We start from the raw sequence: 26589 nt of genomic DNA on the forward strand, positions 1-26589 counted from the left end.
CCACCAGCTCCTTCAACCGCGTGCCGGCGGCGATGAAGTCCGGGGTGTCGAAGTTGTTGTCCTTCGCCGCCTGCTGAAGCGCTCCCAGACCACCGATGCGCATAGCCAGGTACGCCCAGTAGAAGTGCCCCGGCCACTTCTCCTTACCGGCCAGAGCGATCGGCACGATGCCCTTGCTCTTGATGGTCGACACCGTGGTCAGCAGCTCGGCCCAGCTGGTCGGCGTCGCCGTGATGCCCGCCTTGGCGAAAAGATCCTTGTTGTACCAGAAACCGACCATGCCCACGTCGAACGGGATGCCGTAGATCTTCCCGTCGATCGTGAACGGCTGCACGGAGGCGGGCAGCAGCGTGCCGATCCACGGCTGCACCTGCTCGGTGATGTCCTTGACCAGGCCCGCGTCGACCTGCTGCTGAAGCACGCCGCCGCCCCACGACTGGAACAGATCGGGTGGGGAGCCGGCCTGGGTCGCAGTGGTCAGCTTGGCCTTGAACGCCTCGTTCTCCAGCGGCTGGATCACGACCTTCACGTTGCTGTGCGCGGTCTCGTACTCCTTGGCGATCGCCGCCCAGACCGGCAGCATCGGCTCGGTGTTCTGAATGTGCCACCAGTTGATCGTCTGCGGACCGTCGGGATTGGTGGGCTCGTCGCCGCCGCAGGCGCTGAGCAGGTAGGCGCCGGCGCCCGCACCGGCGATGCCCAGCAGCGTTCTGCGGGAGAGGTGCGCTGTCATGAGGCGTCCCTTCGCGATACGAATCAGGTGCTCGGGTGTGCCGAACGAGTCGGCGGGAGGTGCCCGGAGCCGGCCCGAAAGTTTCTGCCCGGGGGCCGGTATTTTCGCTTGATGGCGCGCACGTTACGACGTGTGAACGCGGTAGGTCAAGGCCTGTCGCATCTCTACACGAACAGATACCGTGAGCGAGAATCTCGCCGCCCGTCGACCTCATATATCGGGCTGTTTCCGGAAGGTCGGCGGGATTGCCGGGAGTGACCAGGCGCAGCAGAGGAGAACACATGTCGACCGAGACCGCAGACGCGGAACGTGGGCAATCCCTTGGCGCGCCGCGGCAGCGGCTGTTCGACGGGACGAGCGACGCCGCCCCGGACTCCGCGGCCCGGTCGATCCGCAACCCCGTCCTGCCCGGGTTCCACCCGGACCCCTCGATCCTGCGCGTCGAAGACGACTACTACCTGGCCACCTCGACCTTCGAGTGGTACCCCGGCGTGCGCGTGCACCACTCCCGCGACCTGATCCACTGGCGCCCGCTGGGCGGCATCGTCACCGAACGCCGCCTGCTCGACCTACGCGGCTGCGGCGACTCCAACGGCATCTGGGCACCCGACCTCACCTGGCACGACGGCCAGTTCCACCTCGTCTACAGCGACGTCGCCAGCTTCGCCAGCGGCTACTGGGACCCCCAGAACTACCTGATCACCGCCCTCGACATCACCGGCCCCTGGTCCGACCCGGTGCGGCTGCACGCCCACGGCTTCGACGCGTCGCTGTTCCACGACGAGGACGGCACGACCTGGCTGCTCAACATGAGCGCCGACTGGCGGCCCGGCCGCAACCGCTTCGGCGGCATCGAGATCCAGCAGTACGACCGCACGTCGCGCCGCCTGGTCGGCGAGCGGCGCATCATCTTCACCGGCACGCCCGCGGGCCTGACCGAGGGCCCGCACCTGTACCGGCACGACGGCTGGTACTGGCTGGTCACCGCCGAGGGCGGGACGAGCTGGGACCATCAGGTGACCGTGGCGCGCTCCCGGGACCTGTTCGGGCCGTATGAGGTCGATCCGGCCGGGCCGCTGCTGACCTCGGTCGGGCGTCCCGACCTGACACTGCAGAAAGCCGGGCACGGCAGCCTCGTGCAGACCCAGCACGGCGACTGGTACCTCGCCCACCTCGTCGGCCGCCCCTACACACCCCTGGGCAACTGCGTCCTCGGCCGCGAAACCGCCATCCAGAAAGTCGACTGGACCCCCGGCGGCTGGCCCAGCATCCCCGGCGGCATCCCCGCCGACGAGATCGCCGCCCCCGGCCTGCCCGTGCACGCCTGGCCCGCCGAACCCGCCACCGACCACTTCGACGCGCCGGAGCTCGGCACGGCCTGGTCGACGCTGCGCCGCCCCGCGACGCCGGACTGGGTCGACCTGCGGTCGCGGCCTTCGCACCTGCGGATCTACGGCGGGCAGTCGCCGGTCGGCAAGCAGACCCCCAGCCTGGTCGCCCGCCGCGTCGGCGCGACCCACTGCTCGCTGGAGACCGTCATCGAGTTCGACCCCGCCGACCACCGGCAGCTCGCCGGGATCACCGGCTACTACAACACCCAGAACTGGTACTACGCCTACCTCACCCGCGCCGACGACGGCCGGCGCACGCTGGAAGTGCTCAGCTCGAACAGCGGCAAGCGCACGGCCCACCCGGAGCTGGCCGTCGACGTGACCGGGGTGGACCGGGTCGGCCTACGGGTGGTGTTCGACGGACCCGCGCTGCGTTTCGCGTACCACACGGGGGTCGGCTGGCAGGAGTTGCCGGCGACGTTCGACGCGACGATCCTGTCCGACGAGCACGCCGCCCGGGAGGTCGACGGCGAGCCCGCCGCCTGGGGCTTCACCGGCGCGTTCCTCGGCCTGTGGGTGCAGGACCTGGGCGCCGACGGCGCGTACGCCGACTTCGACCACGCCACCTACCGCGAGCACTGACCGCTCGCGCGTCTTCCGTCAGCCGATGCGCAGGCCGAGGGATTGGGCGATGACGACGGCCTGCGCGGGGTCGATGACGGCGTCGCGGAGTTCGACCTCGTTCGGGTGCAGCGCGGTCAGGTCGCTGCCGCGCAGGTCGCAGCGATTGAGCTTGGCCCGGGTCAGGTGCGCGCCGGACAGGTCCACCGCGCTGATCGTCGCGCCGTCGCAGAGCGCGGAGGTCAGGTCGGCCTCGCGCATGCGTACGCCGGAGAAGGTGACGCCGCGCAGGTCGGCATCGGACAGGTTGACGAACGACCAGTCGCCGCCGATCACCCGCAGCGGCCGCAGTGTGCACTGCTCGAACACGCTGCCGGTCAGCTTGCAGCCGGTGAACTCGGCCTCGAACAGGTTGCAGCGCAGGAACGAGCAACGCAGGAAGGCGCTGTCGGCGTGCCGGGAGGCGTTGAACTTGACGTTGCCGAACACGCACTCCTCGAACACGGCGTTCCGGCTGGACAGCTCGGTCATGTCGACGTCGCGGAACGTGCACCGCAGGAAGTGCCGATCCTCCAGCTCGTCGCCGTACCAGTCCTCGCCGGAGAAGCTCGCGTCCTCTGTCACCTCAGCCACCCGGTCACCCTAACCGTCCGCCCTGCGGCGGCCGTGCCGCCGCCGAGATCGACGGCGGCATGGGATGTCACGCCGGGGCGGGAGCGGCTGCCGCGACGGGCGGCGCGACCGGGGCGGGCGCGCGCAGGTGACGGATCGACGGGACGGCGAGCAGGGCCAGCGCGACGGGCACAGCGAGCAGCGTCATCGCGTACAGCGTCGGGCGCAGGCCGAACGTCTGCGCGACCGGCCCGGCCACGGCGAGGCCCAGCGGCATCAGGCCCGCGGTCAGCAGGTAGTCGTAGGAGCTGACCCGCGACAGCGCGGCCTGCGGCACGTGTGCCTGCAGCGACGTCTCCCACAGCGTGAACGCCAGCGACACCGCGACGCCGGTGACCGCCTCCAGCGCGGCGATCACCGGGATGGTCGGACCCGCCCCGATGATCAGCGCCTGGCAGGACGCCACGGCCAGCGCGGCCGCGGCGATCACCAGCGGTCGGCTGATGCGTACCCGCAGCGCCACCACGTCACCGACGATGGAGCCGACGCCGAACGCCGCCACCACCACCGACCAGGCCGCCGCCCCGCCGAACTCCTGCGCGGACAGCACCGGCCCGAGCACGAACACCGACGGCAGCACCACCACGTGGTAGACCGACAGCGCGCCGAGCGTCGACCACACCCAGGTCCGGGACACGACCTCGGCGAAGCCCTCACGCAGCTGTGCGAAGAAGCCGCCCTGAGGCGCGTCCGCCGGGTCCGCGGCGCGCGGTGCGAGCCGGGCCAGGAAGGCCGCGCTGACCGCGAAGCTCAGCGCGTCGAGGGCGATCGCGCCACCCGGCCCGACCAGGAAGATCAGGCCGCCGGCCAGGGCCGGTCCGGCCACCAGGCCGCTCGACATCACCAGACCGCGCAGCGCGTTGGCCTCCTGCAGCCGCTCGGGTCCGACGATCAGCGGCATCAGCCCGGCGGCCGCGGGCGCGAAGAACGCGTCGGCGGTGCCGAACACCGCCATCAGCACGACCAGGTGCCAGACCTGCGCGACCCCGCCCAACAGCAGTGCCGCGACCAGCGCCTGGGTCACGAACCGGACCAGGTCGGAGGCGAGCATGACCCGCTGCCGGGGCAGCCGGTCGGCCCATACGCCACCGGCGAGCGCGAACACCAGGAACGGCACCAGCGTCGCCGCGCTCACCAGGCCCACCTCGGCTGGGCCCGCGCCGTCGATGGACAGCACGGCGAACGGGACCACGACGAAGCTGATCCGGTCGCCGACCATGGACAGCGCCTGGCCGTAGAAGTAGCGGGCGAACTGGCGTTCCTCGCGCAGCACGGCCGGAATCAGCGACCCCATGACAACCCTCTTCTCAGCTTTCGAGGACGGGCGGAAACGGCCGCGTTCCTGCTGGTGACAGCCCAGGCTAGGAGCCCGCCGGGCGGCTCGGCAACGTATTTCCACCGGTCGCCGGGGGCCTTTGCACCGGTCGCAGGCCGTCGACCGGGGCGGGCACGCCGTCTACGATGCGACGATGTCGTCCCGTCGACCTGGCCCGCGCCGCCCCGTGCTGACCGTCACCCTGGTGCTCGCTGCCGCAGTCGGCCTGGCCTGCGGCGTCAAGCCGCAGGAGTCGAACGTCACCGGCGGCACCCCGGCCGCATCCGCGCCGGCCGCCTCGCCCGAGTCGGCACCGACCGCGAAGCTCGGCCAGAGCATCGAGACCAGCGGCGGCCTCGGCGACAACCGTGTCGCGTACACCGTCGGCAAGCTGACCCGGCACACCGTCGCGCCCGACAGCGCGCTGGTGCGCCCGAAGAAGGGCGTCTTCGTCGCGATCACGGTCGAGGTGAAGGTCACCGCGGGCAAGACGTACGCCTGCTTCTGCGACTTCGCGCTGGTCGCCACGGACGGCACGCTGTTCGAGCCGGTGCTGCCGTTCGGGTTCGACGCCGGCATGCAGTCGGTCACCCTCAACGCCGGTGAGAAGGCGGGCGGGTTGGTCGTGTTCGACCTGCCGAAGGACGCCGCCGATGGGGTACGCGTGCAGCTGCGACCCGACATCACCAACGACGTGCGCGGCTACTGGACCGCCTGACCGCCGGCGGGATCGCGCCGCCAGAACTGGCGCGGGGCGTAGCCGTCACGGCGCAGCCAGTGCTCGGTGTACACGATGCGGTCGGCCTCGACGACCACCAGCGGCCCGGCGGGCGGCTCGTCGAGCGGGCGGGACCGCTCGACGTGGTCGTTCTGCCAGCGGAAAGCCTCCCAGTAGTGGTCGAACTCCGCATCGCCGCGCTCCAGCGAACGGGCCTGCCCGAACACCTGCGCACCCCGGCTGCTGGCCTGCCCGACCAGTGGCGCGAACACGCCGACCGAGACCCGCGGGTCGGCGGCGAGGTTGCGCATCTTCGGCGAGGTCGCCACGGCCGTGAACATCAGCGCGAAGTCCAGGTGGAAGTAGCGCACCGGGGTGGCCAGCGGGCCGTCCGGGCCGGTGGTCGCCAGCACGCACATGTTCTGCGAGGACAGCAGGTTGAGGATGCGCTCGGCCAGCCGCTCGCGCGGCAGTCGCTTGGTGGGAGGGGGTCCGGCCAGCCAGGGATTCGTCACAGCCATGATCGAGTCTCGCACGGTCACCGATCCCGCCGGCGGGCGGTCTCACCGCTCATGGTCGCTTCTCGACACACGACTTGATCTTTCGGAGGTTCCCGGCGAGCTCGAAACCGTTGGTGAGCAGGATCATCGGGGCCAGCGCCCGGGTGAACCAGGTCAGCCGCAGGCTGCGCATCTCCCGGTGCAGTACGGTCGCGTCGCCGTCGGCTCGCAGCGTGAACGTCGACCGCCAATGGCCTGCGTCGCCTTCGGCCTCGTAGGCGAACCTGCGCTCCGGGTCGAGTTCGACCACGGTGACGCGATCCAGATGGGTGCCGAGCCGGCGGCCCGTGGACTCCCAGGTCGAACCCACCCGCAGCGGCTCGCTCGACGTGAGGCAAATGGTCAGCGGGTTGCCCGCCCACTCCGGATGGCGGCCGACCTCGGTGAGGTAGCCGAACACCTGGGCGGCGGGCGCGTCGATCCGGATGCTCCGAACGGCGTGCACGGCGGCTCTCCTCTCCCCACGCCGTGCTGCTCACGGCTATGCGGGGGACGCTACGCAGCGCACCGTTCCCAAACCGTTCCCAGCCGGCGCCGGCGACGCGTGCCCGGCGGATCCGGGCGCCAGGAGTCAGACCCGCGCTGCGGCGCTGCGGCAGCGGGCTTCGTCGGCCGCGCGCTGGGCCCTGGCGTATTCATCGGCGGCCTCGCGCAGCAGGGCGGCGGCCTGGGCCGGCCGCCCCTCGGCTTGGCGCAGGGCGGCACGCGCCTCCCACACCGCGGCCGCCGACGGGCCGCCCTGCCACAGGCCGGAGATCCGTTCCGCGTCGACGAGGTGCCGCCGCGCCCGGACCAGCTCACCAGCGCCCGCGCAGGTGATGCTCGCCTGCACTCGGAAGTTCAGCGAGCAGGGCTCGCAGACCCGCGTGGCGTCGGCCAGCTCCCGTTCGGCCCTGCCCACGGCGGCCAGCGCGTGAGGCGTATGACGGGCTGCCTGGACGTCGACCCCGAGCAGCCGCACGACCAGATGCGACCGCAGCGGTGCGTCGCGGGCCAGCGGGAACGCACTGGCCAGCAGCCTGTCTGCGCGGTCGTTGTCGGCGAGTGCCAATTCGGTCTGCGCGAGCCGTTCCAGTGACACGCACCTGCTCGAGGTGGCCCGCGCGGCAGTGTTGGTGTCGACGGCGCGGCGCAGCTGGTCCCGGGCAAGGGTGAACTGTCCCGACGACATGAGCGCCTCACCGACCATCAGCTCGGCCATACCTCGTCCCGGCACCGAGCCCGCAGAGGTAGCCAGCTCAAGGAGCTCGCCGGCGAATGCGTGGGCCTCGGGTGCCGGGGCAGCCCCGGCGAGGTGGTATTCGGCGAAGCACAGATTCGCGTCGATGGTGGCGGCGCTGCTGTCCGGGCTGAGCCGGAGCGACTCGGTGAACTCCTGTCGGAAGACCTCATGCCAGCGGCCGGTGAACGAGGCGACAAGCGCCAGCAAGGTGCTCGCGTCGCCTAGTTCGTGCGCGAGTTCGGCACCGATCGCCAGGTCGCGGGCCTGCCGGGCGAGCTGCTCCGCCTCGGCGAGCTCGTTGCGGTTGAGGTGCACCAGTCCGGTGGCGATCAGCGCCGCGGCACGGTGCGCCGATCCGACGACCGGGGCACCGTCGGCGGCGAGGACCTGCTCGTAGAGCGCGATCGTCTCCCGGTCCGGTCCCACGCCGACGAACTCCCGCAGCGCGTCGCGCAGGCGCTCGAACTGGCGGATCGCCTCGCGCCGCCGGCCCGACTCGAAGTGCCCGCGCAGCAGCTCGCGATGGGACTCCTCGTCGGTGGGATCGAGTTCGAGGACCCGCTCGAACTGGCGCGCGCCCTTGAGCACCGCAAGGTGCTGCGCGCGCAGCCGGGCTCGCGGCTGTGCCGCCCATGGCTCGTACCGGTCGGCCGGCAGGGCGTCCCCGTCGTAGAGGTCCGCGGCGAGTTTGCACTGCTGCGCGTCCCCGGCGGCCACCGCGGCGGCCGCGGCCGCGGTGAAGCGGGCGGCGTCCACCGTGACCTCACCGCCCCACAGCGACAGCATTCCGGCCCTGCCCTGCACCGCATCGTCCGAGCCCATCGCCCGGCGCGCGTGGTGAATGGCCTTGCGCAGGTTCGCGCCCGCGGCGTCCGGGCCCAGCTCCGGCCAGAGCAGCTCCATCACCTGTTCACGGTGCAGAGCGTGCGACGGCTCCAGCGCGAGGATCTTCACCAGGTCCGCGGCGCGGCGGCCGCGCCACGCCTCGGCCGGCACGGCCTGCCCGTCGACGGCGACGTCGAACCGGGCAAAGAGCCAGACCCTGCATCGCACCATGGCGAGAACTTACCGTGGGCGACAGTTGCGTGCCGTTTCCGCCGAGACGGCAACCGCCGCACGATCGGTCAGCCGACGTCGTGACCATGAACGCGGCGGCCGATGCACGCCCGCACCGGCATGTCCTCACCAGCAACCTGGCATGGCGATCTGCGCCGTTCGTCAGGCGAGGCCGGTGAGGATGGCCAGGCCGATGAGGATGAAGACGGCGGGGACCAGCCAGTGGCCGTAACGCTCGATGGCGGTGACGACCCTGGGGTGGGAGCCCAGCCATGAGGCGGCGGCGCACCAGACGGCCACGAGCACGGCGAAGACCGCGATGGTGAGCAGGCTGTCGGTCAGGCCGATGGTGCGGAACACGGGCGTGTAGACGGCGATGTTGTCCGCGCCGTTGGCGACGGTCACCCCGGCCACGGCCAGCGCCGTGGTCGCCACGGCAGGCGGGGGGCCGCCGTCGCCCCGGGACCGCAGCGTCTGGATCAGGGCGCGTACGCCCAGCAGGAGGGGGACCAGGCCGAGCAGGCCGACCCACCGCTCGGGCACCACCGCCAGACCTGCGGCGACCAGCGCCGACGCGGCGACCAGGGCGGCGATGCCGGCGTACTGGCCGGCCCAGATCTCCCACCGGCGCGGGCGGCCGGCGGTGCGGCTGCTCAGGAACAGCACGGTGAGCACTATCAGGTCGTCGACGTTGGTGCCCGCGAACAGCGCCACCGCGGCGCCGAGCGTCGCTGCCAGGTGATCCACGCCCGGAAGCCTACGGCCATCGGTCGACCCGGCACCCAGCGTGTCGAGTTCCACCTATTCAAATCTATCTACTTCACGTTCTATCCTCCTCAGGACCGGCAACCCCGGCGCACTCGATCCCGAGGAGTACGGCGTGAGAAGCAACCCCATCATCCGCGGCATTCTCGTCCTGTCCATGGCGCTCGTCGGAGCCGTGGCCATCCCGGCCGCCCCGGCCGTGGCCCTGGCCCCGCCCGACATCTCGCTGACCGACATCCGCACGCACCTGCAGCAGTTCCAGACGATCGCGAGCAGCAACGGCGGCAACCGCCGCTCCAACACCGCCGGGTACACCGCGTCGGTGAACTACGTCTTCAACGCGCTGACCGCGGCCGGTTACAACGTCGTCAAGCAGAACTGCACCTCCGGCTGCACCAGCGGCGCGGGGCCGAACGTGATCGCGGACTGGCCGGGCGGGGACGCCAACCAGGTGCTCATGCTGGGCGCGCACCTCGACGGCGTGGCCGCGGGACCGGGCATCAACGACAACGCCTCGGGCTCCTCGATGCTGCTGGAGCTGGCGCTGACGCTGGCCGAGCAGAACCCGACGATGGTCAAGCACGTGCGCTTCGGCTGGTGGACCGACGAGGAGCAGGGCCTCAACGGGTCCGAGTTCTACGTCAACTCGCTGTCGTCGGCCGACCGCGCGAAGATCACCGGGTATCTGAACTTCGACATGGTCGCCTCCACCAACGGCGGCTACTTCATCAACCGGATCACCTCCAGCCTCGGCCAGACCATCAAGGCTTACTACGACGCGAACTTCCCCGGCCTGAACCCGGAGGAGAACGTCGAGGGTGCCGGGCGCTCCGACGACGCCTCGTTCAACGCCGCCGGCATCCAGACCAGCGGCATCGCGGCCGGCGCGAGCGCCAACAAGACCTCGGCCCAGGTGACCAAGTGGGGCGGCACGACCGGCGACTACGACCCCTGCTACCACGCCTCCTGCGACACGTTCCCGAGCAACATCAGCGACACGGTGCTGAACCGGGCGGCCGATGCGGCCGCGTACGCGGTGTGGACGCTGGCCGTGGGCACGCCCGCGGGCAACGACTTCTCGATGGCCGCCAGCCCCGCCTCCGGCAGCACCACGGCCGGCGGCTCGGTGACCTCCACCATCGGCACCACCGTCACCAACGGAAGCGCCCAGTCGGTCGCGCTGTCCGCGTCCGGCCTGCCCAGCGGGGCGACCGCGTCGTTCAGCCCGTCCACGATCACCTCGGGCGGCTCGTCGACGCTGACCATCGCGACCAGCGCGAGCACGCCGGTCGGCACGTACACGGTGACCGTCACCGGCACCGGCAGCGCAGCGACCCGGACCACCACGTTCGCGCTGACCATCGCCGGGCCGCCCGGCTGCTCGGCGACCAACCCGACCGACGTCACCATCATCGACCAGGGCACCGTCGAGTCGTCGATCGCGATCACCGGCTGCACCGGCAACGCCGGCTCGGCCAGCACGGTCGAGGTGCACATCGTGCACACGTACGTCGGTGACCTGATCGTCAGCCTCGTCGCGCCCGACGGCACCCTCTACACACTGCGCAACAAGACCGGCGGCAGCGCCGACAACATCGACCAGACGTTCACCGTGAACCTGTCGAGCGAGGTCGCCAACGGCACCTGGAAGCTGCGGGTGCAGGACGCCGGACCGTCGGACGTCGGCTACATCAACAGCTGGACGCTGAACCTGGGCGGGGCGCTCCCGCCGGGCTGCGGCGGCACCAACGCCACCGACGTGACCATCGTGGACCTGGGCACCGTCAACAGCCCGATCACCGTGTCCGGCTGCACCGGCAACGCGTCGGCGACGTCCACCGCCGAGGTGCACATCGTGCACACGTACAAGGGCGACCTCGTGGTCACCCTCGTCGCCCCGGACGGCAGCACCTACGTGCTGCACAACCGGGCCGGCGGCAGTGCCGACAACATCGACCAGACGTACACCGTCAACCTGTCGACCGAGGTGCGCAACGGCACCTGGAACCTGCGGGTCCAGGACGCCGCGTCCAACGACGTCGGCTACGTCAACAGCTGGACGCTGACCCTGTGACCGCGGCCGGCTGAGGAACTCCGCTGCCCCGGGCCCGCACCGCCCGGGGCAGCGGCGCCCCCGACAGGACACGGCGCCACCCCCAGGCGCCGCCGTGTCCCGTCACCACGGGCGCGGCAGACGACCGACCCGGCGCGCCGCCCCTCCTGCGGCGCGTCGGGCGGCCGACCGCCGCCTAGCCCGCGTGCACCCCCTGTGCCATCACCTGCTCCAGCAGGGTGACCAGGACGTCCTTGACCGACTCGCGGCGGCGCGCGTCGCACAGCCGCACCGGCACGTGCGGATCCAGGTTGAGCGCCTGCTCGACCTCCTGCGCCTGGTACACCCGCGCGCCGTCGAAGCAGTTCACCGCCACCACGAACGGGGTGCCGCGCTGCTCGAAGTAGTCGATGGAGCCGAACGCGTCCTCCAGCCGCCGGGTGTCGGCCAGCACCACCGCGCCGATGGCCCCGTAAGCCAGCTCGTCCCAGACGAACATGAAGCGCTCCTGCCCGGGCGTGCCGAACAGGTAGAGCACCAGGTCGTCGTTGATGGTGATGCGGCCGAAGTCGAGCGCGACCGTGGTCGTCGACTTGGTCTCCACCCCGACGGTGTCGTCGACGCCGATGCTCTCGTCGGTGAGCAGCTCCTCGGTCAGCAGCGGCGAGATCTCGCTGACCGCGCCGACGAGCGTGGTCTTGCCGACGCCGAACCCGCCCGCGACCAGGATCTTGAAGGCGGAGGGGATGCCGCCTTCGTCGTCATAGGGCTCGGATGCCATCGATGACCGCCTTGAGAATGTCCGGGCTGGGTAGCTGGTTGACGTTGACGGGGGCGCGCCGCCGGAGCAGCCGGCGTTCGAGCAGGTCGCTGAGCAGCACCCGGACCGTGCCGGCGGGCAGCCGGAGGTAGGAGGCGATCTCGGCCACCGACACGGGCCGCTGGCACACCGCCATGATCTCGGCGTACACCGAGCCCAGGCCGCCGTCGGAGGGCAGCGTGGGCCGGGTGGCCATGACGACCGCGATCAGGTCGAGGTCGCCGCCGTGGCGCGGCCTGGTGCGGCCGGAGGTCATCGCGTACGGGCGGATCAGCGGCCCGGCCTCGTCGTCGACCCACAGCAGCCCGTCATGCGGGTCGTCCGGCGCCGGTCGTGCCACGCTCACGGGTGGCTGCCGCGGGCCGGTGCGGTCAGATACTGGCCCACCCGCACCACGAGCATCGCCATCTCGTATGCCACCAGGCCCGCGTCGGCGTCCTTGCCCGCCACCACGGCCAGGCAGGCACCGTTGCCCGCGGCCGTGACGAACAGGAAGCCGCCGTCCATCTCGATGATCGCCTGCCGGGCCTTGCCCTTGCCGAAGCGCCGCCCCGCCCCGCGGGCCAGGCCGAACAGGCTGGCGGCGACGGCGGCGAGGTGCTCGGCGTCCTCCCGGCTGAGCTCCGCGGACGCGGCCATGAGCAGGCCGTCGGCGGACAGCACGATGGCCTTCTGAGCCTGCGCCACCCTTTCGACGAAATCGTCGGCGAGCCAGGCCAGGTCAGCGGCTGCTCTCGTCTTCTGCTCCACGGTCATTCCCCTTCGCCTTGCCCTTCCTCGTGCCGCGGCGCTGTGCGCGGGCTCGGCCGTCGCGGCAGTGCTGGCCGGTCCTCGGGCTCCGGCTCGGGCTCGCCCGGGCCGCGGGGTTCGGTGGCGAGCTGTTCGGCGGCGATCCGGCCCCGCCGGCTCCCCTGCTGGTATGCCGCGATCAGGCTGTACACCTGCGACGCAGGGCGCTCGGCGGGTCCGGGTGCGACGTCGCCGGGCACGCCCCCGGGCTCCGCGATCACGGGCGCGGGCTGGTGCGCCGCGCCGGTGGTCAGCCGGAGCTCCACGCCCGGCGCCACATCCGGGGGTTCCTCCTCGACGTGCACCGCCTCGGCGCGATGGTCCGCCAGGGGCACCGCGGGCACCGCCGGTCGGGCCCGCACCGGCAGGCCCGACGGGGTGTAGACGGTGCCCTCGACCGGCCCGCGCGGTGCGGGCACCACGGAGCCTCCGGTCAGACCGGCGTCCGAGGTCGAGCCGTTGACCCTGGCGGGGGCCGCGGTGGCGGCGGGGACGGCGGCGGCTGGGGTCGCGGCGACGGCGGGCGCGGGTACGGCGGCCGGGCCGGCCGGGGACGGCGCGGTCTCGGCTGCTGGTTCGTCCCCAGGCGAGGTGGCTGACGGATGCTCGGGTTCGGCCCCCTCGCCCACCGGGGGCTCACGGTCAGGCAGTTCTGCCGCCGGGATCTCGCGCTGCGGCGTCCGGGCCGCCTCGAGTTCGGGGTGCGGCGGCTCGGTGGCGGCCGCTTCGCCGTGGGACACCGCGGTGGCGGCGGGCACCCGGCGGGGCACCCGGACGGGCAGGTCCGATGTCGGCCGGGGCGATGCCGCGGTGCCGACCCGGGGCTCGTCGTCGATGGCGCGAACGGGCAGGGCCGCGGCCGGCTGCGGCGACGTGGTCGTGGCGACGACGCGGTGCTCGCCGCTGTCGCTGCCGGACACCGGCGTCCAGGCGTCGGAGACCAGGCTCGACGGGAGCAGCACGATCGCGGTGGTGCCGCCGCCCGCGGAGGGTTGCAGCCGCACCTTGATGTGGTGGCGCTCGGCGAGCCGGCCGACGACGTACAGGCCGAGCCGCGGGGTGCCGGTGAGCAGGAACTCGGCGGGTTCGTGCAGCTGGGCATTGGCCTGTTCCAGGTCGGCGGCGGTCATCCCCAGGCCGTGGTCCTCGACCTCGATCACGTACCCGGCGCCGACCGCGGAGCCCCCGACGTTGACCAGGGTGTGCCGGGGCGAGAAGGCCAGCGCGTTCTCCATCAGCTCGGCGAGCAGGTGCACCACGTCGCCGACGGCGTGCCCGGCCAGCCCGGCGGCCTCGCTGGGCAGCACGTTGACCCGGGGGTACTCCTCCACCTCGGCGACCGCGGCGCGGATCACGTCGACGACCGGGATGGTGCGCCGCCAGCCGCGGCCGGGCACGGCGCCGGCCAGCACGATCAGGTTCTCGGCGTTGCGGCGCATGCGGGTGGCCAGGTGGTCGACCCGGAACAGCTCGTCGAGCTCGGCGGCGTCGGTGGCCCGGCGTTCCATGGCGTCGAGCATGGTGAGCTGGCGGTGCACCAGGGTCTGGCTGCGCCGGGCCAGGCTCAGGAACAGGTCGCGCACGCTGCGGCGCAGCTCGGCCTGCTCGACGGTGGCCCGGATCGCGGTCTCCTGTACGGCGTTGAACGCCTGGCCGACCTGGCCGATCTCGTCGTTGCCGAACGCCAGCGGCGGCGCCTCGGCGACGACGTCGACCTCCTCCCCGGCCCGCAGCCGCCGTACGACGCCGGGCAATCGCGCCGTGGCCAGGTCGTCGGCGGCGTCACGCAACAGCCGCAACTGGGTCACGATGGCCCTGGCCGTGGTGATGGACAGCACGATCGAGGCGATGACCGCGATGAGGCCCAGGCCGGCGGCCAGGATCAGCCGGACGATGACCAGGATGGTCGGGCCCTTCGCGCGGGCGATGGTCGCCTCGGCGAGGTCGATGTCGAGCTGCGCCAGCGCGGCCAGGGCGGGGTCGAACGCGGCCCGCCAGTCGGCGGCGCTGACCGGCGGCGCCTCGTTGGGCCTCGCCCGGGCGACGACCAGGTCCTCGGTCTGCGTCAGCCGGGTCAGCGCGGGGCCCTCCAGGACCGGCTGGTAGACGGCCTTGTCGTCGGGCAGCCCTTCCAGGCCGGTGGCGCGGATGTTGCGCTGCGCGCCGACCAGCTGGGCGAACTCGGCGGCGTCGGTCGCGGAGAAGCGGCCCGCGGCGAGCACGCCCGACATCAGCGCGTCCTCCTGCGACAGCAGCTCCCGCCCCCGGGACATGATCAGCAGATGGCTGAGCTGGTCGTTGATGGCCTGATCATCGAAGCTGGCGATGGTCGCGAAGATGCGGTATCCGACGCCGATGGTCTGCGTGTAGTAGGCGACCGCAGCCGCCCGCTCGCCGGTGCGCTGGTCGACGTCGGCGCGCACCGGACCGAGTCCGTCGAGCATCCGGCCCAGCTCGGCGATGTTGGTCTCGGCGATCGGGGTGGCGGCCCAGCCCGCGGTGGTGCCGCGGACCGACTCGCGGAAGCGGGCGGCGGCGGCGTCGGTGGTGGCCCGGGCGGTGGCGAGTTCGTCGCGGTGGGCGCTGTCGCCCGCGGCCAGCACCACGGCGGAGATGCGGCGCTCGGCCTGCAGCGCGGCGACGAGCGAGTCGGTGGGCCGGCCGACCTCCTGGTCGAGGGTGCTGATCCAGAACAGGTTGAGGCCTTCGCGCATGGTCACGAAAGCGGCGAAGGCCCACAGTGCGGCGAGCGAGGCGAGCAGGAAGGCGATCTTCGCCCGCAGGTTCGAGGTCCGGGAGCTCATCACTTTCCCACCGACGCTAGAGGGTGCCGACCGCGACGGTCCGCGCCTGTCGGTGCTATGACCGCCACGCAAGGTGACTGACACCCAGCACTCAACACGACGCGGCCGCCACGTCGTCGCACCCCGTGTGCGACTCGTCAGATCAGCGGCGGTGAACCCTCCTAAACAGACGTCCTAACGCGACAGACGCCGCCAGGCCAGCTCGGCCAGCAGCACCGCGCCGTCGGGCACCACCGCGTCGTCGTAGTGCGCCTGCGCCGCGTGGTTGAGCGGCGCGGTCATCGGGTCCAGGCCCGGCGGGCAGGCGCCCAGGTTGACGAACGCCCCCGGCACCCGCTCCAGCACATACGACATGTCCTCGGCGCCCGCCTCCGGGTTGGCCATCCAGGCGAAGCGGTCCTCGCCGAACAACTCCGTCGCGGTGCTCGCGGCGAACTCGGCCTCACCGCCGTCGTTCACCGTCACCGGGTAGCCGGGCATGTAGTCGGCGTCGGCGGTGAGCCCGTGCGCGGCGGCGATGCCGTGCACCACGTCCAGCACGCCCTGGCGCACCCGTTCCCGGGTGGCCGGCGAGAAGGAGCGCAGCGTCGCGGCGAACTCGGCCTGCGCCGGGATGACGTTCTCGGCCGTGCCGGCGTGGAAGCTGCCCACCGTGATGACGGCAGGGTCGAAGATGTCGATGCTGCGGGTGACGAACGTCTGCAGGGCGGTCACCATCTCGCACGCGGCCGGGATCGGGTCCTTGGCGAACTGCGGCGCGCTGCCGTGGCCGCCCGCGCCGCGCACGGTCACCTTCAGCGTGTCCGCGGCCGCCAGCATCGGCCCGCGCCGGGTGGAGAAGCGCCCGAAAGGCTCGATCGCCGACAGCACGTGGATGCAGTAAGCCGCGACCGGGTGCTCGCCCGCGGCCGCCAGCAGGCCCTCGGCGATCATCGGCTCGGCCCCGCCGGGGCCCTCCTCGCCCGGCTGGAACATGAAGATCACGCTCCCGGGCAGCCGGTCGCACACCCCGCTCAGCAGCCGGGCCGCGCCCACCAGCATCGCCACGTGCAGGTCGTGCCCGCAGGCGTGCATGACTCCGGCCACCTCTGAGGCGTACTCCAGCCCGGTGAGCTCGGTCACCGGCAGCGCGTCCATGTCGCCGCGCAGCAGCACCACCGGCCCGGGCAGTCCGCCGCGCAGCACCGCGACCACCGAGCTGAGCGAGCGTCCGGTGGTGACCTCCAGCGGCAGGCCGTCGAGCGCCGCCAGCACGGTGGCCTGGGTCTGCGGCAGGTGCAGCCCGATCTCCGGCCGGCGGTGCACGGCTCGGCGCAGCGCGATGAGGTCGTCGGCATGATCGCGCACGGCGGCGCGGAAGCCGGAGTCGGCGGGCGTGGAGTCGGCGGCGCCCGTGGTGGTGGCGGGCGAGGCTAGGGTCGACATGGCCGCACGCTATCGGACCCCGGCCGTGCGCGACAGATCTCCCGCACCGGCCTCTGCCGACCCGAGGCTAGGTAACGGGCCGCATGGCCGTAGACCAGTTACCTACCGGTTGGGTAGGGTTACCTCAGTCGATCACGCACAGGAGGTTGAGCCTTGGACGTCGAGCGCACCGCGTTACCGGGCATCGGGTTGCGGCACGAGTTCCAGACCAAACGGGGACAGCACGCGGCAGTGGTGTCGCACGTCTCGGGCCGGCGGGACATCGTGATCTACCACCCTGACGATCCCGATACCGCCGTGGCGACGTTGTCGCTCAACACCGACGAGGCCAACGGCGTCGCCGAACTGCTGGGCACCTCCCGGATCGTGGAGCGCCTGGCCGATCTGCGCCGCCAGGTCGTCGGCCTGCTGACCGTGCAGGTGCCCGTCATCGCGGGCTCCCCGTTCGACGGGCGCACCCTCGGCGACACCCAGGCCCGCACGCGCACGGGCGCGTCCATCGTCGCGGTCATCCGCGGCGGCGAGATCCTCGCCAGCCCCCGCCCCGACTTCGTGTTCCACCCCGGCGACCTCGCCGTCGCGGTGGGCACGGCCGAGGGCACCGACGCGGTCACCGACATCCTCAACAACGGCTGACGCGTATGCACGGAGCCCTCGTACTGATCGAAATCGGCGCGGTCATCCTCGCCCTGGGCCTGCTCGGCGCGGTGTCGCTGCGGGTCGGCATCTCCCCCATCCCTCTCTACCTGCTCGCCGGCCTCGCCTTCGGCAAGGGCGGGCTGCTGCCCATCGACGAGGCGGGCGACTTCGCCGCCACCGGCGCCGAGATCGGCGTCATCCTGCTGCTGTTCACCATGGGCCTGGAGTACACCGCGCCCGAACTGGTCAGCACGCTGCGCCACAACGCCCCGGCCGGCCTGGTCGACCTGGTCCTGAACTCCGCGCCCGGCGTCATCGTCGCGTTCCTGCTGGGCTGGGGACCGGTCGCCGCGGTCGCGCTCGGCGGCATCACCTACGTCACCTCGTCCGGCATCACGGCGAAGGTGCTGGCGGACCTGAACTGGCTGGGCAACCGCGAGGTGCCCATCGTGCTGTCGCTGCTGGTCTTCGAAGACCTGACCATGGCGATGTACCTGCCGATCCTGACCGCGATGCTGGCCGGCGCGAGCTTCGCGACCGGACTGACCACGCTGGGCATCGCGGGCCTCACCATCACCGTCATCCTCATCATCGCGCTGAAGTTCGGCCGGTACGTGGAGAAGTTCGTCGCCTCGCCCAGCTCCGAGGTGCTGCTGCTCAAGGTGCTCGGCCTGACCGTGCTGGTCGCCGGCGTCGCCCAGCAGCTGCAGGTCTCCGCCGCGGTCGGCGCGTTCCTGGTCGGCATCGCACTGTCCGGGCCGCTCGCGCACACCGCACGGGAGCTGCTCACGCCCCTGCGCGACGTGTTCGCGGCGGTGTTCTTCGTCTTCTTCGGGTTGCAGACCGACCCGACGGCGCTGCCGCCGGTCGCCGGCATCGCCATCCTGCTGGCGCTGGCCGGCATCGCGACGAAGATGGCGACGGGCTGGTGGGCCGCCAAACGGGCGCACATCAGCGTCGCGGGCCGGCTGCGCGCCGGGGTGGCGCTGCTGCCGCGCGGTGAGTTCAACATCGTCATCGCCGGTCTGGCCGTCGCGGCGGGCATCGAACCGCAGCTCGGCCCGCTGGCGGCGGCGTACGTGCTGATGCTGGCCGTGCTCGGCCCGCTCACCGCCCGCGGCGTCGAACCGCTGATCAACCGGATCAGCCGCCGTCGCCGCCGCACCTCCGACGCGGCCACGGCCACCCACCCCGAACCCGCCCACCTGCCCACCCAACGCGGCACCGACCCCGACGCCGCCCACGCCTGACCCACCCGACGCGCAGGCGCGGGCTCGACAGCACGCCGTCCCCGCCACGATTTTCATAGACGCTGGCCTATCTGATCGAGTGAATCGAGATCGAACTCGATCAGATAGGCCAGCGTTGTCAGGTCAGGCGGCACGACGGCCGGCCGGCGGGCCGGTTCACTCCCACAGGTAGGCGTGCCAGGGGCCGACCTCGGCGGTGTAGCGGGTGGCCAGGGCCTGCGTGATCTGTCCCAGGTGGACGTGGTCGTGGGTGGTCCAGGTCGCCAGCAGCTGGCCCAGGGTGACCGGGCCGAAGGCCGGGTGCGCGCCCTCCCGGTCGAAGTCGTCGTCGGTCAGCTCGAACCCGCGCAGCGCGGCGACGTTCTCCGCGCGCAGGGTGCGGAACAGGTCGAGCAGCTCGGCGGTGCTGCGGTCGGCGGCGATCGCGACGTGGCCGTCCCGGTCGAACGGCGTGAACGGCGTCGACGTGCCGTGGTCGAGGATGATGCGGGCGCGCGGGATCCAGTCGGTGCGCTCACCGTGGATGAAGTGGCCGAGCACGTCGTGCGCGCTCCACTCGCCGTCGGCGGGCCGGTGCCGGGTCCATCCGTCGCCGAGGTCGCCGAGCAGGGCGTCGAGCACATCGGGCGTACGGCTCAGCGCGGCGATCGCGTCAGGCAGCTGGAACGTCATGGTCAACAGCGTAAGGGAGCGCTCATTTGACCCGCAGCCGCTGATCGATCTGGATCAGGTCCGGGTCGGTGATCACCGGATTGAGCTTCACCAGGGCGGGCACGGTCGTCTTGTAGCGCCCGGCGATCGCGGTGAGGGTGTCCCCTGCCTGCACCCTGTGGTACGCGGCGGCGGGCAGGGACTTCTTCGGCGTGGCCGCCTTCTTGGCCGCCTTGCGCGGCGCGCGCTTGCGGGCGGGCGCTGGGGCCGCGCCGCCGGTCTTGTCGGCCAGCCGGGCCAGCGCCTTGGCCACCTGGGCCGCGGACATGGCCAGGTGCACGTGGTCGGCGTGGGCGGCGTCGGTGGCCGCGCCGTACGAGGCGAGCTTCTTGCCGTTCTTGACGTAGAAACCGTCGTCGTCGGCGAACGGCGTGGTGTGGATCAGCTCGACGCACAGGTCGCCGAACTCGTCCTCGATCCACCTGGCCAGGTCGCGGCCCATCCGCGCGTTCGCGCCGACGCCGAAGTCGATCGCGGCGGTCGGCGAGCCGCGGTGGTGCAGCCCGTAGTGGTGGCTGACCTTGCCGTGGTCGCCGTCCATGCCGGAGGTCACGTAGACCTCGGCGCGCTTGGGGTAGTACCGCTCGACGAGGTCCAGGATGCCGTCGCCGGTCGGCCCGGTGCGGACCGCCGACCATCGCCGCAGCGCCACCGCGACACCTCCCCTGGTGCCGGGGACCGGCCGGAGCCGGTCCCGCACGTCCCATGGTAGGCGGCACGGCGGCGCCTGCGGCGTCAGTCGACCGAGGCCAGCACCTTCTCGATTTTGCCGACGCGGGCCTGGAGGTCGGTCAGCTGCGCGGCGATCGCTGTGAGCTGGTCGGCGGCGGGCGACTGCGCCGCCTTGGCCTTCTGGTCCTGCCTGCGGTGCCACAGCAGCAGGCCGGTGATCGAGATGGCCAGCATGCCGACGATCCAGATCGTGCCCATGCTCATGGCCCAGGACGAGTTGCCCATCAGCTGTCTCCTTCCTCAGTGGTGAGCGTCCGCGCGGCCAGCGCGATGCTCTGCGGGGTGAGCGTCACGGCGAACGGCACCGTGTCGTAGTACTTCATGGCCTTGCCGTCGGCGGACAGCTCGAACGCGGCGGTGACCAGCCCCGCCGCCTCAAGCTTGGCCAGGTGCAGCTGCAGCAGCGGCCGGCTGATGCCCAACTCGCGGGCCAGCGCGCTCACGTAGTTGCGTTCGTGCGCCAGGGCCGCGATGACACGCATGCGGTGCGGGTTGGCCAGTGTCGCCAGGATCCGTGCCAGTTCGTCGCCGTTGTGCGACGTCTCCATCAGGCCCCCTAGCTTCGACTTTCACCTGCAAGAAAAAACTAGCATGTGCCCGCATGCGTTGTCGAGTGCAATAAACGACAGCGGAATCCGGCTCAGCGGGCGGCGCGCAGGGCGCGCGGGGACAGGCCGAACTCGCGCCGGCAGGCCTTGTTGAACGCCTGCAGGTCGGCGATGCCGACCGAGGCGGCGACCGCCGGGATCGACAGCGTCGAGCGGCGCAGCAGGTGCTCGGCCCGCGCCAGGCGGCGGCGGCGCAGATAACCCACCACGGTGTCCCCGGTCTCTGCGCGGAACAGCCGGGTCAGGTGGTTGTGCGAGACCCCCGCGTGCCGGGCGATGTCCGGCACCGACACCGGCTCGGCCAGCCGCGACTCCAGGTATGCCATCGCCGCGGCGACCGCCCGGTGCGGCTCGCCGGAGCGGGCGTCCGGCACGGCGCGCGGCAGCTGGGCCACCCGCCACAGCACCGCCCACACCTCCGCCGCGGACTGACTCGTCGGGCGCGGCGAGGCCGCCACCGCCTGGCGCAGCATCGTCGACAGCCCCGCGGCCGACGGTCCGGCGTCCTGCATCACCGGCACGGACAGCGGCGTGCCCGAACGCGGGATGCGCAGGTGCGCGTAGAGGTGCTCGGAGCGGCCCCGGTAGTCGAAGCGCACCTCGACCCCGGGCGGGATCAGGCTGACGTGTCCCGGACGGATCGGGTAAGTGACCCCGCCCGCGGTGAGTTCGCCCTGGTAGCCGTACAGGTGCAGCTGCCACAGCTCGGGCAGCAGGAACGACTCGCGGGCCACCGTCGTGCCGTGCACACCGACGCCGATGTTGGCCACCTGCGGCGGGGTGTCCAGGTGCAGGCGCACGCTCCGGCCGCCGGACTCCAGCTGCGCCGACATGGTGAAAACCTACCAGTAATGGTGAGCAAGACCCACGCGCTGCCAGGCGATCGGGCCATAGCCTTACCCACCGTTGACCAGAAGTGACAGTCAAGGAGCACACCACCGTGGCAATGCAGCCCTGGTTCGCCGAGGCCAAACTCGGCATCTTCGTCCACTGGGGGATCTACGCCGTCGACGGCACCGCGGAGTCGTGGGCCTTCTACGCCGGCGAGGTCCCGCACGAGCAGTACATGCGCCAGCAGGACGGCTTCGCGGGCGAGAACTACGACCCGAAGGCCTGGGCCGACCTGTTCGCCCGGGTCGGCGCGCGCTACGCGGTGCTGACCGCCCGCCACCACGACGGCATCGCGCTGTGGGACTCCGCGCAGGGCGGCCGCAACGTCGTCGAGCACACCCCGGCCGGGCGCGACCTGATCGGCCCGTACGCGCAGGCGCTGCGCGAGCGCGGCCTCAAGGTCGGCCTCTACTACTCGCACTCGGACTGGAACCACCCCGACTACCCGTCGGTACGCAGCCAGGGCGAGGCCCAGCACGTCAACGACAGCCAGTGGGTCGCCCCGCAGGACGGCAGGCCCGACGACCCGCAGGCCTGGACCCGCTACCTGTCCTACCGCGACGGGCAGGTCGGCGAGCTGATCGACCGCTACCGCCCGGACCTGCTCTGGTTCGACGGCGAGTGGGAGCGCAGCGAGCAGCAGTGGCGCATGCGGGAGCTGTCCGAGCAGATCCTGGCCGCCAACCCGGAGACCGTCCTGAACGCGCGGATGATGTCCTACGGCGACTATGCGACCCCGGAGCAGGGCATCCCGATGCAGTCGCCGGACGGGCCGTGGGAGCTGTGCCTGACCGTCAACGACTCGTGGGGCTACCGCCACAGCGACACCAACCAGAAGTCCGTGGGCCAGCTGGTGCGCTACTTCACCGAGACCATCGGCATGGGCGGCAACCTGCTGCTCGACGTCGGCCCGCGGGCCGACGGCACGATCCCGGCCGAGCAGGTCGAGCGGCTGGAGGGCCTGGGCGCGTGGATCGCGCGGCACGAGCCCGCGGTGTTCGGCACCGTCGCCGGGCTGCCCGCGGGCCACCACTACGGCCCGAGCACGCTGTCCGCCGACCGGCGCACCCTCTACCTGGTCTGCTTCGGCGCGCCCGGCGAGACCATCGCGCTCAAGGGCCTGCGCACCCCGATCAAGCGGGCGTACGTGTTGGGCTCCGGCGCCGAACTCGGTCACCGGGTGACCGGCGGGCTGGGCGAGGTGCCGGGTGTGACCTGGCTCGACGCCCCGGCCGCAGCGGATCTGGACCCGCACGCCACGGTGGTCGCCGTCGAGCTGGACGGCGAACTGGACCTCTACCGGGGCAAGGGCCGCGACTGAGCACCGGCCGCCCCGGCTTCGGCCGGGCGGCCGGCTCCCTGTCGGCACGCCGCGCGGCCACCGCTGCACCGGGCGCGGCGAACCGGCCGCGATCATGCTGTGACGGCCGTCTCGCGAGGCGACGGGCGGGGCTCGCCCGGTGCTACGGTGGCCCGCCCTCGAATGTCCGACTCGCACGGAAATGAACGACGATGCTGGCTCTCCTGCACACCTCGCAGGCCCACGTGCTCACCTTCGACCGGCTCCGCAACGAGGAGGCGCCGACGCTGACGCTGTACCACATCGTCGCCGAGCACCTGCTCGACGAGGCGCGCCGCCACGGTGTGCCGGCCGTCGCCGACCAGGTCGCCCAGCAGATCGGCCTCGCCGCGGAGGCCGGCGCGCGGGCCGTGTTGTGCACCTGCTCCACCATCGGCGCGCTCGCCGAGCAGGCGGCCGCGCGGGCAGGCATCCCCGTGCTGCGCGTCGACCGGCCGATGGCCGCCGCGGCCGTGGCCGCCGGGCCGCGCATCACGGTGCTGGCCGCGCTCGCCACCACGCTCGCACCCACCACGGCACTGATCGAGGAGGAGGCCGCCCGTGCGGGCCGCCCCGTCACCGTGTCCGCGCAGATGATCTGCGGCGCCTGGGACCGCCTCGAGGCCGGTGACCTCGACGGCTACCTCGACCGGGTCGCCGCCGCGCTGGCCGGGGTCACCGACGCCGACGTGGTCGTGCTCGCCCAGGCCTCGATGGCTCCCGTCACCGAGCGCGGCGTGACAGACATCGCGGTGCTGGCCTCACCGCGCCTGGGCCTGCGCGCCGCCGCGGCGCTCTGAACTTTCGCAGCCGCCGGCCGCGTGTCTTAGGCCGGTTGCGGGGGCGTGCCGACAATGGAGGTGCGCCCGCTGTCCGGCCGGGCGACGCCACGGGAGGAGAAGCCCATGACGCAGCCGCACGAGCAGCCTGAGACGTGTGCCCAGTGCGGCCACCCGTTCGATCCGCACGCGCTCGTCACGACGGCCGACGATCCGGCCGACGGCGGCATCATGCTGTGCCCGGTGGCCGGCTGCGAGTGCTTCTCCACCTGGGGCATGGAGGGCATGCCCACGGTGCGGGTGCCCGACCGATTCGAGATCGCCTCGATCCGCGAGAAGATCCAGGCCCAGGAGCAGGACTGAACGCCGGTCAGCCGGCGAACACTCGCGCGAACGCCGCATGCACCGGGGTGTCGGGCAGGTTGTCGTAGATCGCGAAGACGACCCGGTCGAAGCGGTCCACGGTGTGCAGCGCGTCGGCGAAGGCCTGCGCGACCACGGCCGGGTCGTTGCGGAACACGCCGCAGCCCCATGCGCCGAGCACGAGCGTGCGATGCCCGTGCGCGGCGGCCACCTCGAGCACCCGGGTCGCCCTGCGCAGCAGGACCGCGGGCACGTCCGGCAGGTCGGCGGCCTGGTTGCGGGCGATCGCGCCCAGATTGGGCGCGGCCGAGGTCAGAAACGAGGTCCGGTACGCCTCGTCGAGCAGGTTGCCCTTGTCGTCCCGGAAGACCGGCACGCCCGGTGAGTAGATCACCCGGTCGCTGTAGCGCAGGTCGCGCTGCCCGCGGTGGTACGCGTAGAAGTCCGGCGCGGCCAGCAGGCTCGGGTAGAGGGCCGACGCCCGGGCGATGCTCTCCTCCTGCGCCTTCGCGCCGCCGAGGAAGCCGCCGCCCGGGTTCTTCGCCGAGGCGAACACCAGGCAGGCCGCCTCCGGACCCGCACGCCGGGCCGCGGCCAGCGTCGACTCGCGGGTCACCTCGATCACCGGCTGCGGGTTGCGCGCGCCGGTCAGGGTCAGCTGGTCGTCCGGTTCGTGGTGGCGGGTGCCCGCGACCGCCGCCCGCACCGCGGCTCCGATCACGATCTGCACGCCCGTCGCGTTGCGGAAGTCGCCGCGCTCCGCGATCTCCACCGTCTGCCGTGCGATCTCCCGCAGCCGCCCGCTCATATCCCCACTCCGTCCGTCTTCGACACGACGGCAACGGTGACAGCCGCAGCCAGGCGCGGCAACCGTATTGCCGCCCCGCCAGGCTGCCGGTGGAAGGCGGTGAGACCGGTGTGCCGCAGCGGTGGCACCCGCTGCGGCACACCGGACGGGTGTCAGCCGCGCAGGTCGGCCAGCAGGGACTCGACCTCGGCGAAGGCGTCGGCGGGCAGCGGGGTGCGGGCGAGCGGGGCGAAGTTCTCCTCGGCCTGGGCGACGGTGCGGCAGCCGGGGATGGGCAGGTTGTGCGGGCTGCGGGCGAGCAGCCAGCCCAGCGCGCCCTGGGTGAGGGTGCGGCCGTCGGCGGTGAGCGCCGCGCGGACCCGGTCGACCCGCTGCGCCCACTCCGGGGTCGGCACACCGTCGGTGAACCAGCGCAGCCACTCCGGGTTCCTGCCCCGCACGTCGTCGCCGCCGAGCGCTCCGGCGGCGCCGTGGTACTTGCCGGTGAGCAGGCCCATCGCGAGCGGACCGCGGTTGAGCCCGGCCAGGTCCCAGGTGGCCAGCACGTCGACCATGGCGGCATTGTCGTTCAGCACCGAGGTGTCGTACTGCACGGCCGTGCAGTGCGCCCCGGCCTTGGCGAAGGCGGCGGCTCGCTCCGGGTCGTCGGTGCTCCAGCCGTATGCCCGGATGCGACCCTGGGCGACCAGGTGTTCAAGGGTCTCCACCAGGTCGAGGGCCTGGTCGGTGGGCAGGCCGCCCAGGTGCAGCTGGTAGAGGTCGAGGTGGTCGGTGCCGAGCCGGTCGAGGATGCCGTCGAGGCAGCTGACCGCGTACGCGGCGGAAGCGTCCTCGCCGGTGGACAGCCGGGTCTGCTCCTCGACGGTGTACCCGAACTTACTGGCGATGACCGCGCTGTCCCGCCGCCCGCGAAGGGCCTGGCCGAGCACCCGCTCGCTGTGGCCCGCGCCGTAGTTGCTGGAGGTGTCGAACAGAGTGATGCCCAGGTCGAGGGCGGCGTGCACGGTGCGGATCGACTCCGCGTCGTCGACCTCGCCCCAGCCGAAGGGCTGTCCGTCGTCGCCCCAGAGCGGGCCGCCGATCGCCCAGCAGCCCATGCCGAGCGCGCTGACCTCGATCCCGCTGCGGCCCAGTGTCCGTGTCGTCGTCATGCGGGCCAGCCTGACACCTGGAGCGCGCTCCAGGTCAAGCTATCGTGGTCGAATGAGCGCCTACACCCCTTCCGAGACGTCCCGGCGCAGCGGCTTCAGCCTGGACACGCTGCGCTACTACGAGCGCATCGGCCTGCTCAGCGAGGTCGACCGCACGCCCGGCGGGCAGCGGGTCTTCTCCGATGACGACCTGGGCTGGCTCGGGCTGCTGCGCTGCCTGCGCGACACCGGCATGCCGATCAACCAGATGTGCCGCTTCGCGGAGCTGGCCCGCACCGGGGACCGGACCGTCGCCGACCGCGTCGAGCTGCTGCGCGCCCACGCCGAGGCGGTCGAGGAGCAGATGGCGCTGCTGGAGCGGCAGTACGGGCACCTGCGCGAGAAGATCCGCTACTACGAGCGCGAGCTGGCCGCTCAGGCGTGACACCGCAGAC

General features: G+C 72.2%; 28 protein-coding genes. 9 read left to right on the top strand and 19 right to left on the bottom strand.

What is annotated here, in order from left to right:
• Window positions 1-733 (bottom strand): extracellular solute-binding protein (locus F9C41_RS37020; protein WP_155391515.1); only part of this gene is annotated, 733 nt, incomplete at its 3' end.
• A gap of 281 nt (window positions 734-1014) precedes the next feature.
• Here F9C41_RS37020 and F9C41_RS37025 point away from each other — a divergent pair.
• The gene (locus tag F9C41_RS37025; RefSeq protein ID WP_155391516.1) at window positions 1015-2706 is read left to right on the top strand and encodes a glycoside hydrolase family 43 protein; all 1692 of its coding nucleotides are present in this window, start codon (window positions 1015-1017) and stop codon (window positions 2704-2706) included.
• An 18-nt stretch (window positions 2707-2724) separates the two neighbouring features.
• Here F9C41_RS37025 and F9C41_RS37030 read toward each other — a convergent pair whose 3' ends face one another.
• Complete coding sequence (locus F9C41_RS37030; protein WP_155391517.1) at window positions 2725-3318, bottom strand: pentapeptide repeat-containing protein; 594 nt, start codon at window positions 3316-3318, stop codon at window positions 2725-2727.
• Between the two features lie 67 nt (window positions 3319-3385).
• Window positions 3386-4651 carry an MFS transporter gene (locus F9C41_RS37035; protein ID WP_196280109.1) on the bottom strand — a complete coding sequence of 422 codons (1266 nt, stop codon included), beginning with the start codon at window positions 4649-4651 and terminating at the stop codon, window positions 3386-3388.
• Window positions 4652-4826: 175 nt separating this feature from the next.
• On the opposite strand from F9C41_RS37035, the gene F9C41_RS37040 reads away from it, so the two are divergent.
• A complete protein-coding gene (locus tag F9C41_RS37040; RefSeq protein WP_155391518.1) occupies window positions 4827-5390 on the top strand; it encodes a DUF4352 domain-containing protein in 564 nt (187 codons plus the stop codon).
• Here the strand turns inward: F9C41_RS37040 and F9C41_RS37045 are convergent.
• The 4 genes from F9C41_RS37045 to F9C41_RS37060 all read right to left on the bottom strand — a co-directional run bounded on the left by F9C41_RS37045 (window position 5375) and on the right by F9C41_RS37060 (window position 8975).
• Entirely contained in the window at window positions 5375-5911 is a 537-nt protein-coding gene (locus F9C41_RS37045) for a pyridoxamine 5'-phosphate oxidase family protein (RefSeq protein WP_155391519.1), read from the bottom strand. The two genes, F9C41_RS37040 and F9C41_RS37045, sit on opposite strands and share 16 nt — an antisense overlap.
• Before the next feature lie 49 nt (window positions 5912-5960).
• A complete protein-coding gene (locus F9C41_RS37050) occupies window positions 5961-6395 on the bottom strand; it encodes an SRPBCC family protein (protein ID WP_155391520.1) in 435 nt (144 codons plus the stop codon).
• Between the two features lie 126 nt (window positions 6396-6521).
• Window positions 6522-8228 carry a BTAD domain-containing putative transcriptional regulator gene (locus F9C41_RS37055; protein WP_155391521.1) on the bottom strand — a complete coding sequence of 569 codons (1707 nt, stop codon included), beginning with the start codon at window positions 8226-8228 and terminating at the stop codon, window positions 6522-6524.
• Between the two features lie 162 nt (window positions 8229-8390).
• A complete protein-coding gene (locus F9C41_RS37060; RefSeq protein WP_230690294.1) occupies window positions 8391-8975 on the bottom strand; it encodes a cadmium resistance transporter in 585 nt (194 codons plus the stop codon).
• A gap of 175 nt (window positions 8976-9150) precedes the next feature.
• Here F9C41_RS37060 and F9C41_RS37065 point away from each other — a divergent pair, with 175 nt between their 5' ends.
• Complete coding sequence (locus F9C41_RS37065; protein WP_155391657.1) at window positions 9151-11067, top strand: proprotein convertase P-domain-containing protein; 1917 nt, start codon at window positions 9151-9153, stop codon at window positions 11065-11067.
• A gap of 175 nt (window positions 11068-11242) precedes the next feature.
• Here the strand turns inward: F9C41_RS37065 and F9C41_RS37070 are convergent, their stop codons facing one another.
• From F9C41_RS37070 to F9C41_RS37090, 5 genes are all read right to left on the bottom strand, one after another.
• Window positions 11243-11827, bottom strand: coding sequence for a GTP-binding protein (locus F9C41_RS37070; protein ID WP_120319894.1), 585 nt, complete (start codon window positions 11825-11827; stop codon window positions 11243-11245).
• Window positions 11808-12212, bottom strand: coding sequence for a DUF742 domain-containing protein (locus tag F9C41_RS37075; protein WP_230690295.1), 405 nt, complete (start codon window positions 12210-12212; stop codon window positions 11808-11810). The genes F9C41_RS37070 and F9C41_RS37075 overlap by 20 nt, the downstream gene beginning before the upstream one ends.
• The gene (locus F9C41_RS37080; RefSeq protein ID WP_120321913.1) at window positions 12209-12616 is read right to left on the bottom strand and encodes a roadblock/LC7 domain-containing protein; all 408 of its coding nucleotides are present in this window, start codon (window positions 12614-12616) and stop codon (window positions 12209-12211) included. Before F9C41_RS37080 ends, F9C41_RS37075 begins: the two co-directional genes overlap by 4 nt.
• A gap of 2 nt (window positions 12617-12618) precedes the next feature.
• Window positions 12619-15459 (bottom strand): sensor histidine kinase, encoded by a 2841-nt coding sequence (locus F9C41_RS37085; RefSeq protein ID WP_155391522.1) that lies wholly within the window; start codon window positions 15457-15459, stop codon window positions 12619-12621.
• Window positions 15460-15633: 174 nt separating this feature from the next.
• Complete coding sequence (locus tag F9C41_RS37090; protein WP_155391523.1) at window positions 15634-16884, bottom strand: M20 metallopeptidase family protein; 1251 nt, start codon at window positions 16882-16884, stop codon at window positions 15634-15636.
• Between the two features lie 153 nt (window positions 16885-17037).
• Here F9C41_RS37090 and F9C41_RS37095 point away from each other — a divergent pair, with 153 nt between their 5' ends.
• Both F9C41_RS37095 and F9C41_RS37100 read left to right on the top strand, forming a co-directional pair.
• Window positions 17038-17520 (top strand): cation:proton antiporter regulatory subunit, encoded by a 483-nt coding sequence (locus F9C41_RS37095; protein ID WP_155391524.1) that lies wholly within the window; start codon window positions 17038-17040, stop codon window positions 17518-17520.
• Between the two features lie 5 nt (window positions 17521-17525).
• Window positions 17526-18773: a cation:proton antiporter gene (locus tag F9C41_RS37100; RefSeq protein WP_155391525.1), complete on the top strand. Its 1248-nt coding sequence runs from the start codon at window positions 17526-17528 to the stop codon at window positions 18771-18773.
• 156 nt (window positions 18774-18929) lie between these two features.
• Here F9C41_RS37100 and F9C41_RS37105 read toward each other — a convergent pair whose 3' ends face one another.
• From F9C41_RS37105 to F9C41_RS37125, 5 genes are all read right to left on the bottom strand, one after another.
• Window positions 18930-19445: a DinB family protein gene (locus F9C41_RS37105; RefSeq protein WP_155391526.1), complete on the bottom strand. Its 516-nt coding sequence runs from the start codon at window positions 19443-19445 to the stop codon at window positions 18930-18932.
• Between the two features lie 22 nt (window positions 19446-19467).
• Complete coding sequence (locus F9C41_RS37110) at window positions 19468-20136, bottom strand: LysM peptidoglycan-binding domain-containing protein (RefSeq protein WP_155391527.1); 669 nt, start codon at window positions 20134-20136, stop codon at window positions 19468-19470.
• 83 nt (window positions 20137-20219) lie between these two features.
• Window positions 20220-20441: a hypothetical protein gene (locus F9C41_RS37115; RefSeq protein WP_155391528.1), complete on the bottom strand. Its 222-nt coding sequence runs from the start codon at window positions 20439-20441 to the stop codon at window positions 20220-20222.
• A complete protein-coding gene (locus F9C41_RS37120; RefSeq protein WP_155391529.1) occupies window positions 20441-20764 on the bottom strand; it encodes an ArsR/SmtB family transcription factor in 324 nt (107 codons plus the stop codon). Before F9C41_RS37120 ends, F9C41_RS37115 begins: the two co-directional genes overlap by 1 nt.
• 92 nt (window positions 20765-20856) lie before the next feature.
• Window positions 20857-21657 (bottom strand): helix-turn-helix domain-containing protein, encoded by an 801-nt coding sequence (locus F9C41_RS37125; RefSeq protein WP_155391530.1) that lies wholly within the window; start codon window positions 21655-21657, stop codon window positions 20857-20859.
• 83 nt (window positions 21658-21740) lie between these two features.
• On the opposite strand from F9C41_RS37125, the gene F9C41_RS37130 reads away from it, so the two are divergent.
• The 3 genes from F9C41_RS37130 to F9C41_RS37140 all read left to right on the top strand — a co-directional run bounded on the left by F9C41_RS37130 (window position 21741) and on the right by F9C41_RS37140 (window position 24196).
• Window positions 21741-23036, top strand: coding sequence for an alpha-L-fucosidase (locus F9C41_RS37130; RefSeq protein WP_269059025.1), 1296 nt, complete (start codon window positions 21741-21743; stop codon window positions 23034-23036).
• Between the two features lie 191 nt (window positions 23037-23227).
• The gene (locus F9C41_RS37135; RefSeq protein ID WP_155391532.1) at window positions 23228-23854 is read left to right on the top strand and encodes an aspartate/glutamate racemase family protein; all 627 of its coding nucleotides are present in this window, start codon (window positions 23228-23230) and stop codon (window positions 23852-23854) included.
• 105 nt (window positions 23855-23959) lie between these two features.
• On the top strand, window positions 23960-24196 hold the full coding sequence (locus F9C41_RS37140) for a hypothetical protein (RefSeq protein ID WP_155391533.1): 237 nt from the start codon (window positions 23960-23962) through the stop codon (window positions 24194-24196).
• A 7-nt stretch (window positions 24197-24203) separates the two neighbouring features.
• On the opposite strand, the gene F9C41_RS37145 is transcribed toward F9C41_RS37140, so the two are convergent.
• Both F9C41_RS37145 and F9C41_RS37150 read right to left on the bottom strand, forming a co-directional pair.
• On the bottom strand, window positions 24204-25004 hold the full coding sequence (locus F9C41_RS37145) for a TIGR02452 family protein (RefSeq protein ID WP_155391534.1): 801 nt from the start codon (window positions 25002-25004) through the stop codon (window positions 24204-24206).
• Between the two features lie 152 nt (window positions 25005-25156).
• Window positions 25157-26155 (bottom strand): aldo/keto reductase, encoded by a 999-nt coding sequence (locus tag F9C41_RS37150; RefSeq protein WP_155391535.1) that lies wholly within the window; start codon window positions 26153-26155, stop codon window positions 25157-25159.
• Window positions 26156-26207: 52 nt separating this feature from the next.
• On the opposite strand from F9C41_RS37150, the gene F9C41_RS37155 reads away from it, so the two are divergent.
• Entirely contained in the window at window positions 26208-26579 is a 372-nt protein-coding gene (locus F9C41_RS37155) for a MerR family transcriptional regulator (protein WP_155391536.1), read from the top strand.
• Window positions 26580-26589: the final 10 nt, after the last annotated feature.

Source organism: Catellatospora paridis, assembly GCF_009720365.1.
Taxonomy (GTDB): Bacteria; Actinomycetota; Actinomycetes; order Mycobacteriales; family Micromonosporaceae; genus Catellatospora; species Catellatospora paridis.

Bases quoted from the DNA above. Each gene is read 5' to 3' on its own strand.
- F9C41_RS37025 (WP_155391516.1), top strand. From the start codon at position 1,015: ATGTCGACCGAGACCGCAGACGCGGAACGTGGGCAATCCCTTGGCGCG.
- F9C41_RS37035 (WP_196280109.1), bottom strand. From the start codon at position 4,651: ATGGGGTCGCTGATTCCGGCCGTGCTGCGCGAGGAACGCCAGTTCGCC.
- F9C41_RS37040 (WP_155391518.1), top strand. From the start codon at position 4,827: ATGTCGTCCCGTCGACCTGGCCCGCGCCGCCCCGTGCTGACCGTCACC.
- F9C41_RS37045 (WP_155391519.1), bottom strand. From the start codon at position 5,911: ATGGCTGTGACGAATCCCTGGCTGGCCGGACCCCCTCCCACCAAGCGA.
- F9C41_RS37055 (WP_155391521.1), bottom strand. From the start codon at position 8,228: ATGGTGCGATGCAGGGTCTGGCTCTTTGCCCGGTTCGACGTCGCCGTC.
- F9C41_RS37065 (WP_155391657.1), top strand. From the start codon at position 9,151: ATGGCGCTCGTCGGAGCCGTGGCCATCCCGGCCGCCCCGGCCGTGGCC.
- F9C41_RS37070 (WP_120319894.1), bottom strand. From the start codon at position 11,827: ATGGCATCCGAGCCCTATGACGACGAAGGCGGCATCCCCTCCGCCTTC.
- F9C41_RS37085 (WP_155391522.1), bottom strand. From the start codon at position 15,459: ATGAGCTCCCGGACCTCGAACCTGCGGGCGAAGATCGCCTTCCTGCTC.
- F9C41_RS37090 (WP_155391523.1), bottom strand. From the start codon at position 16,884: ATGTCGACCCTAGCCTCGCCCGCCACCACCACGGGCGCCGCCGACTCC.
- F9C41_RS37100 (WP_155391525.1), top strand. From the start codon at position 17,526: ATGCACGGAGCCCTCGTACTGATCGAAATCGGCGCGGTCATCCTCGCC.
- F9C41_RS37105 (WP_155391526.1), bottom strand. From the start codon at position 19,445: ATGACGTTCCAGCTGCCTGACGCGATCGCCGCGCTGAGCCGTACGCCC.
- F9C41_RS37115 (WP_155391528.1), bottom strand. From the start codon at position 20,441: ATGGGCAACTCGTCCTGGGCCATGAGCATGGGCACGATCTGGATCGTC.
- F9C41_RS37120 (WP_155391529.1), bottom strand. From the start codon at position 20,764: ATGGAGACGTCGCACAACGGCGACGAACTGGCACGGATCCTGGCGACA.
- F9C41_RS37125 (WP_155391530.1), bottom strand. From the start codon at position 21,657: ATGTCGGCGCAGCTGGAGTCCGGCGGCCGGAGCGTGCGCCTGCACCTG.
- F9C41_RS37135 (WP_155391532.1), top strand. From the start codon at position 23,228: ATGCTGGCTCTCCTGCACACCTCGCAGGCCCACGTGCTCACCTTCGAC.
- F9C41_RS37140 (WP_155391533.1), top strand. From the start codon at position 23,960: ATGACGCAGCCGCACGAGCAGCCTGAGACGTGTGCCCAGTGCGGCCAC.
- F9C41_RS37145 (WP_155391534.1), bottom strand. From the start codon at position 25,004: ATGAGCGGGCGGCTGCGGGAGATCGCACGGCAGACGGTGGAGATCGCG.
- F9C41_RS37150 (WP_155391535.1), bottom strand. From the start codon at position 26,155: ATGACGACGACACGGACACTGGGCCGCAGCGGGATCGAGGTCAGCGCG.
- F9C41_RS37155 (WP_155391536.1), top strand. From the start codon at position 26,208: ATGAGCGCCTACACCCCTTCCGAGACGTCCCGGCGCAGCGGCTTCAGC.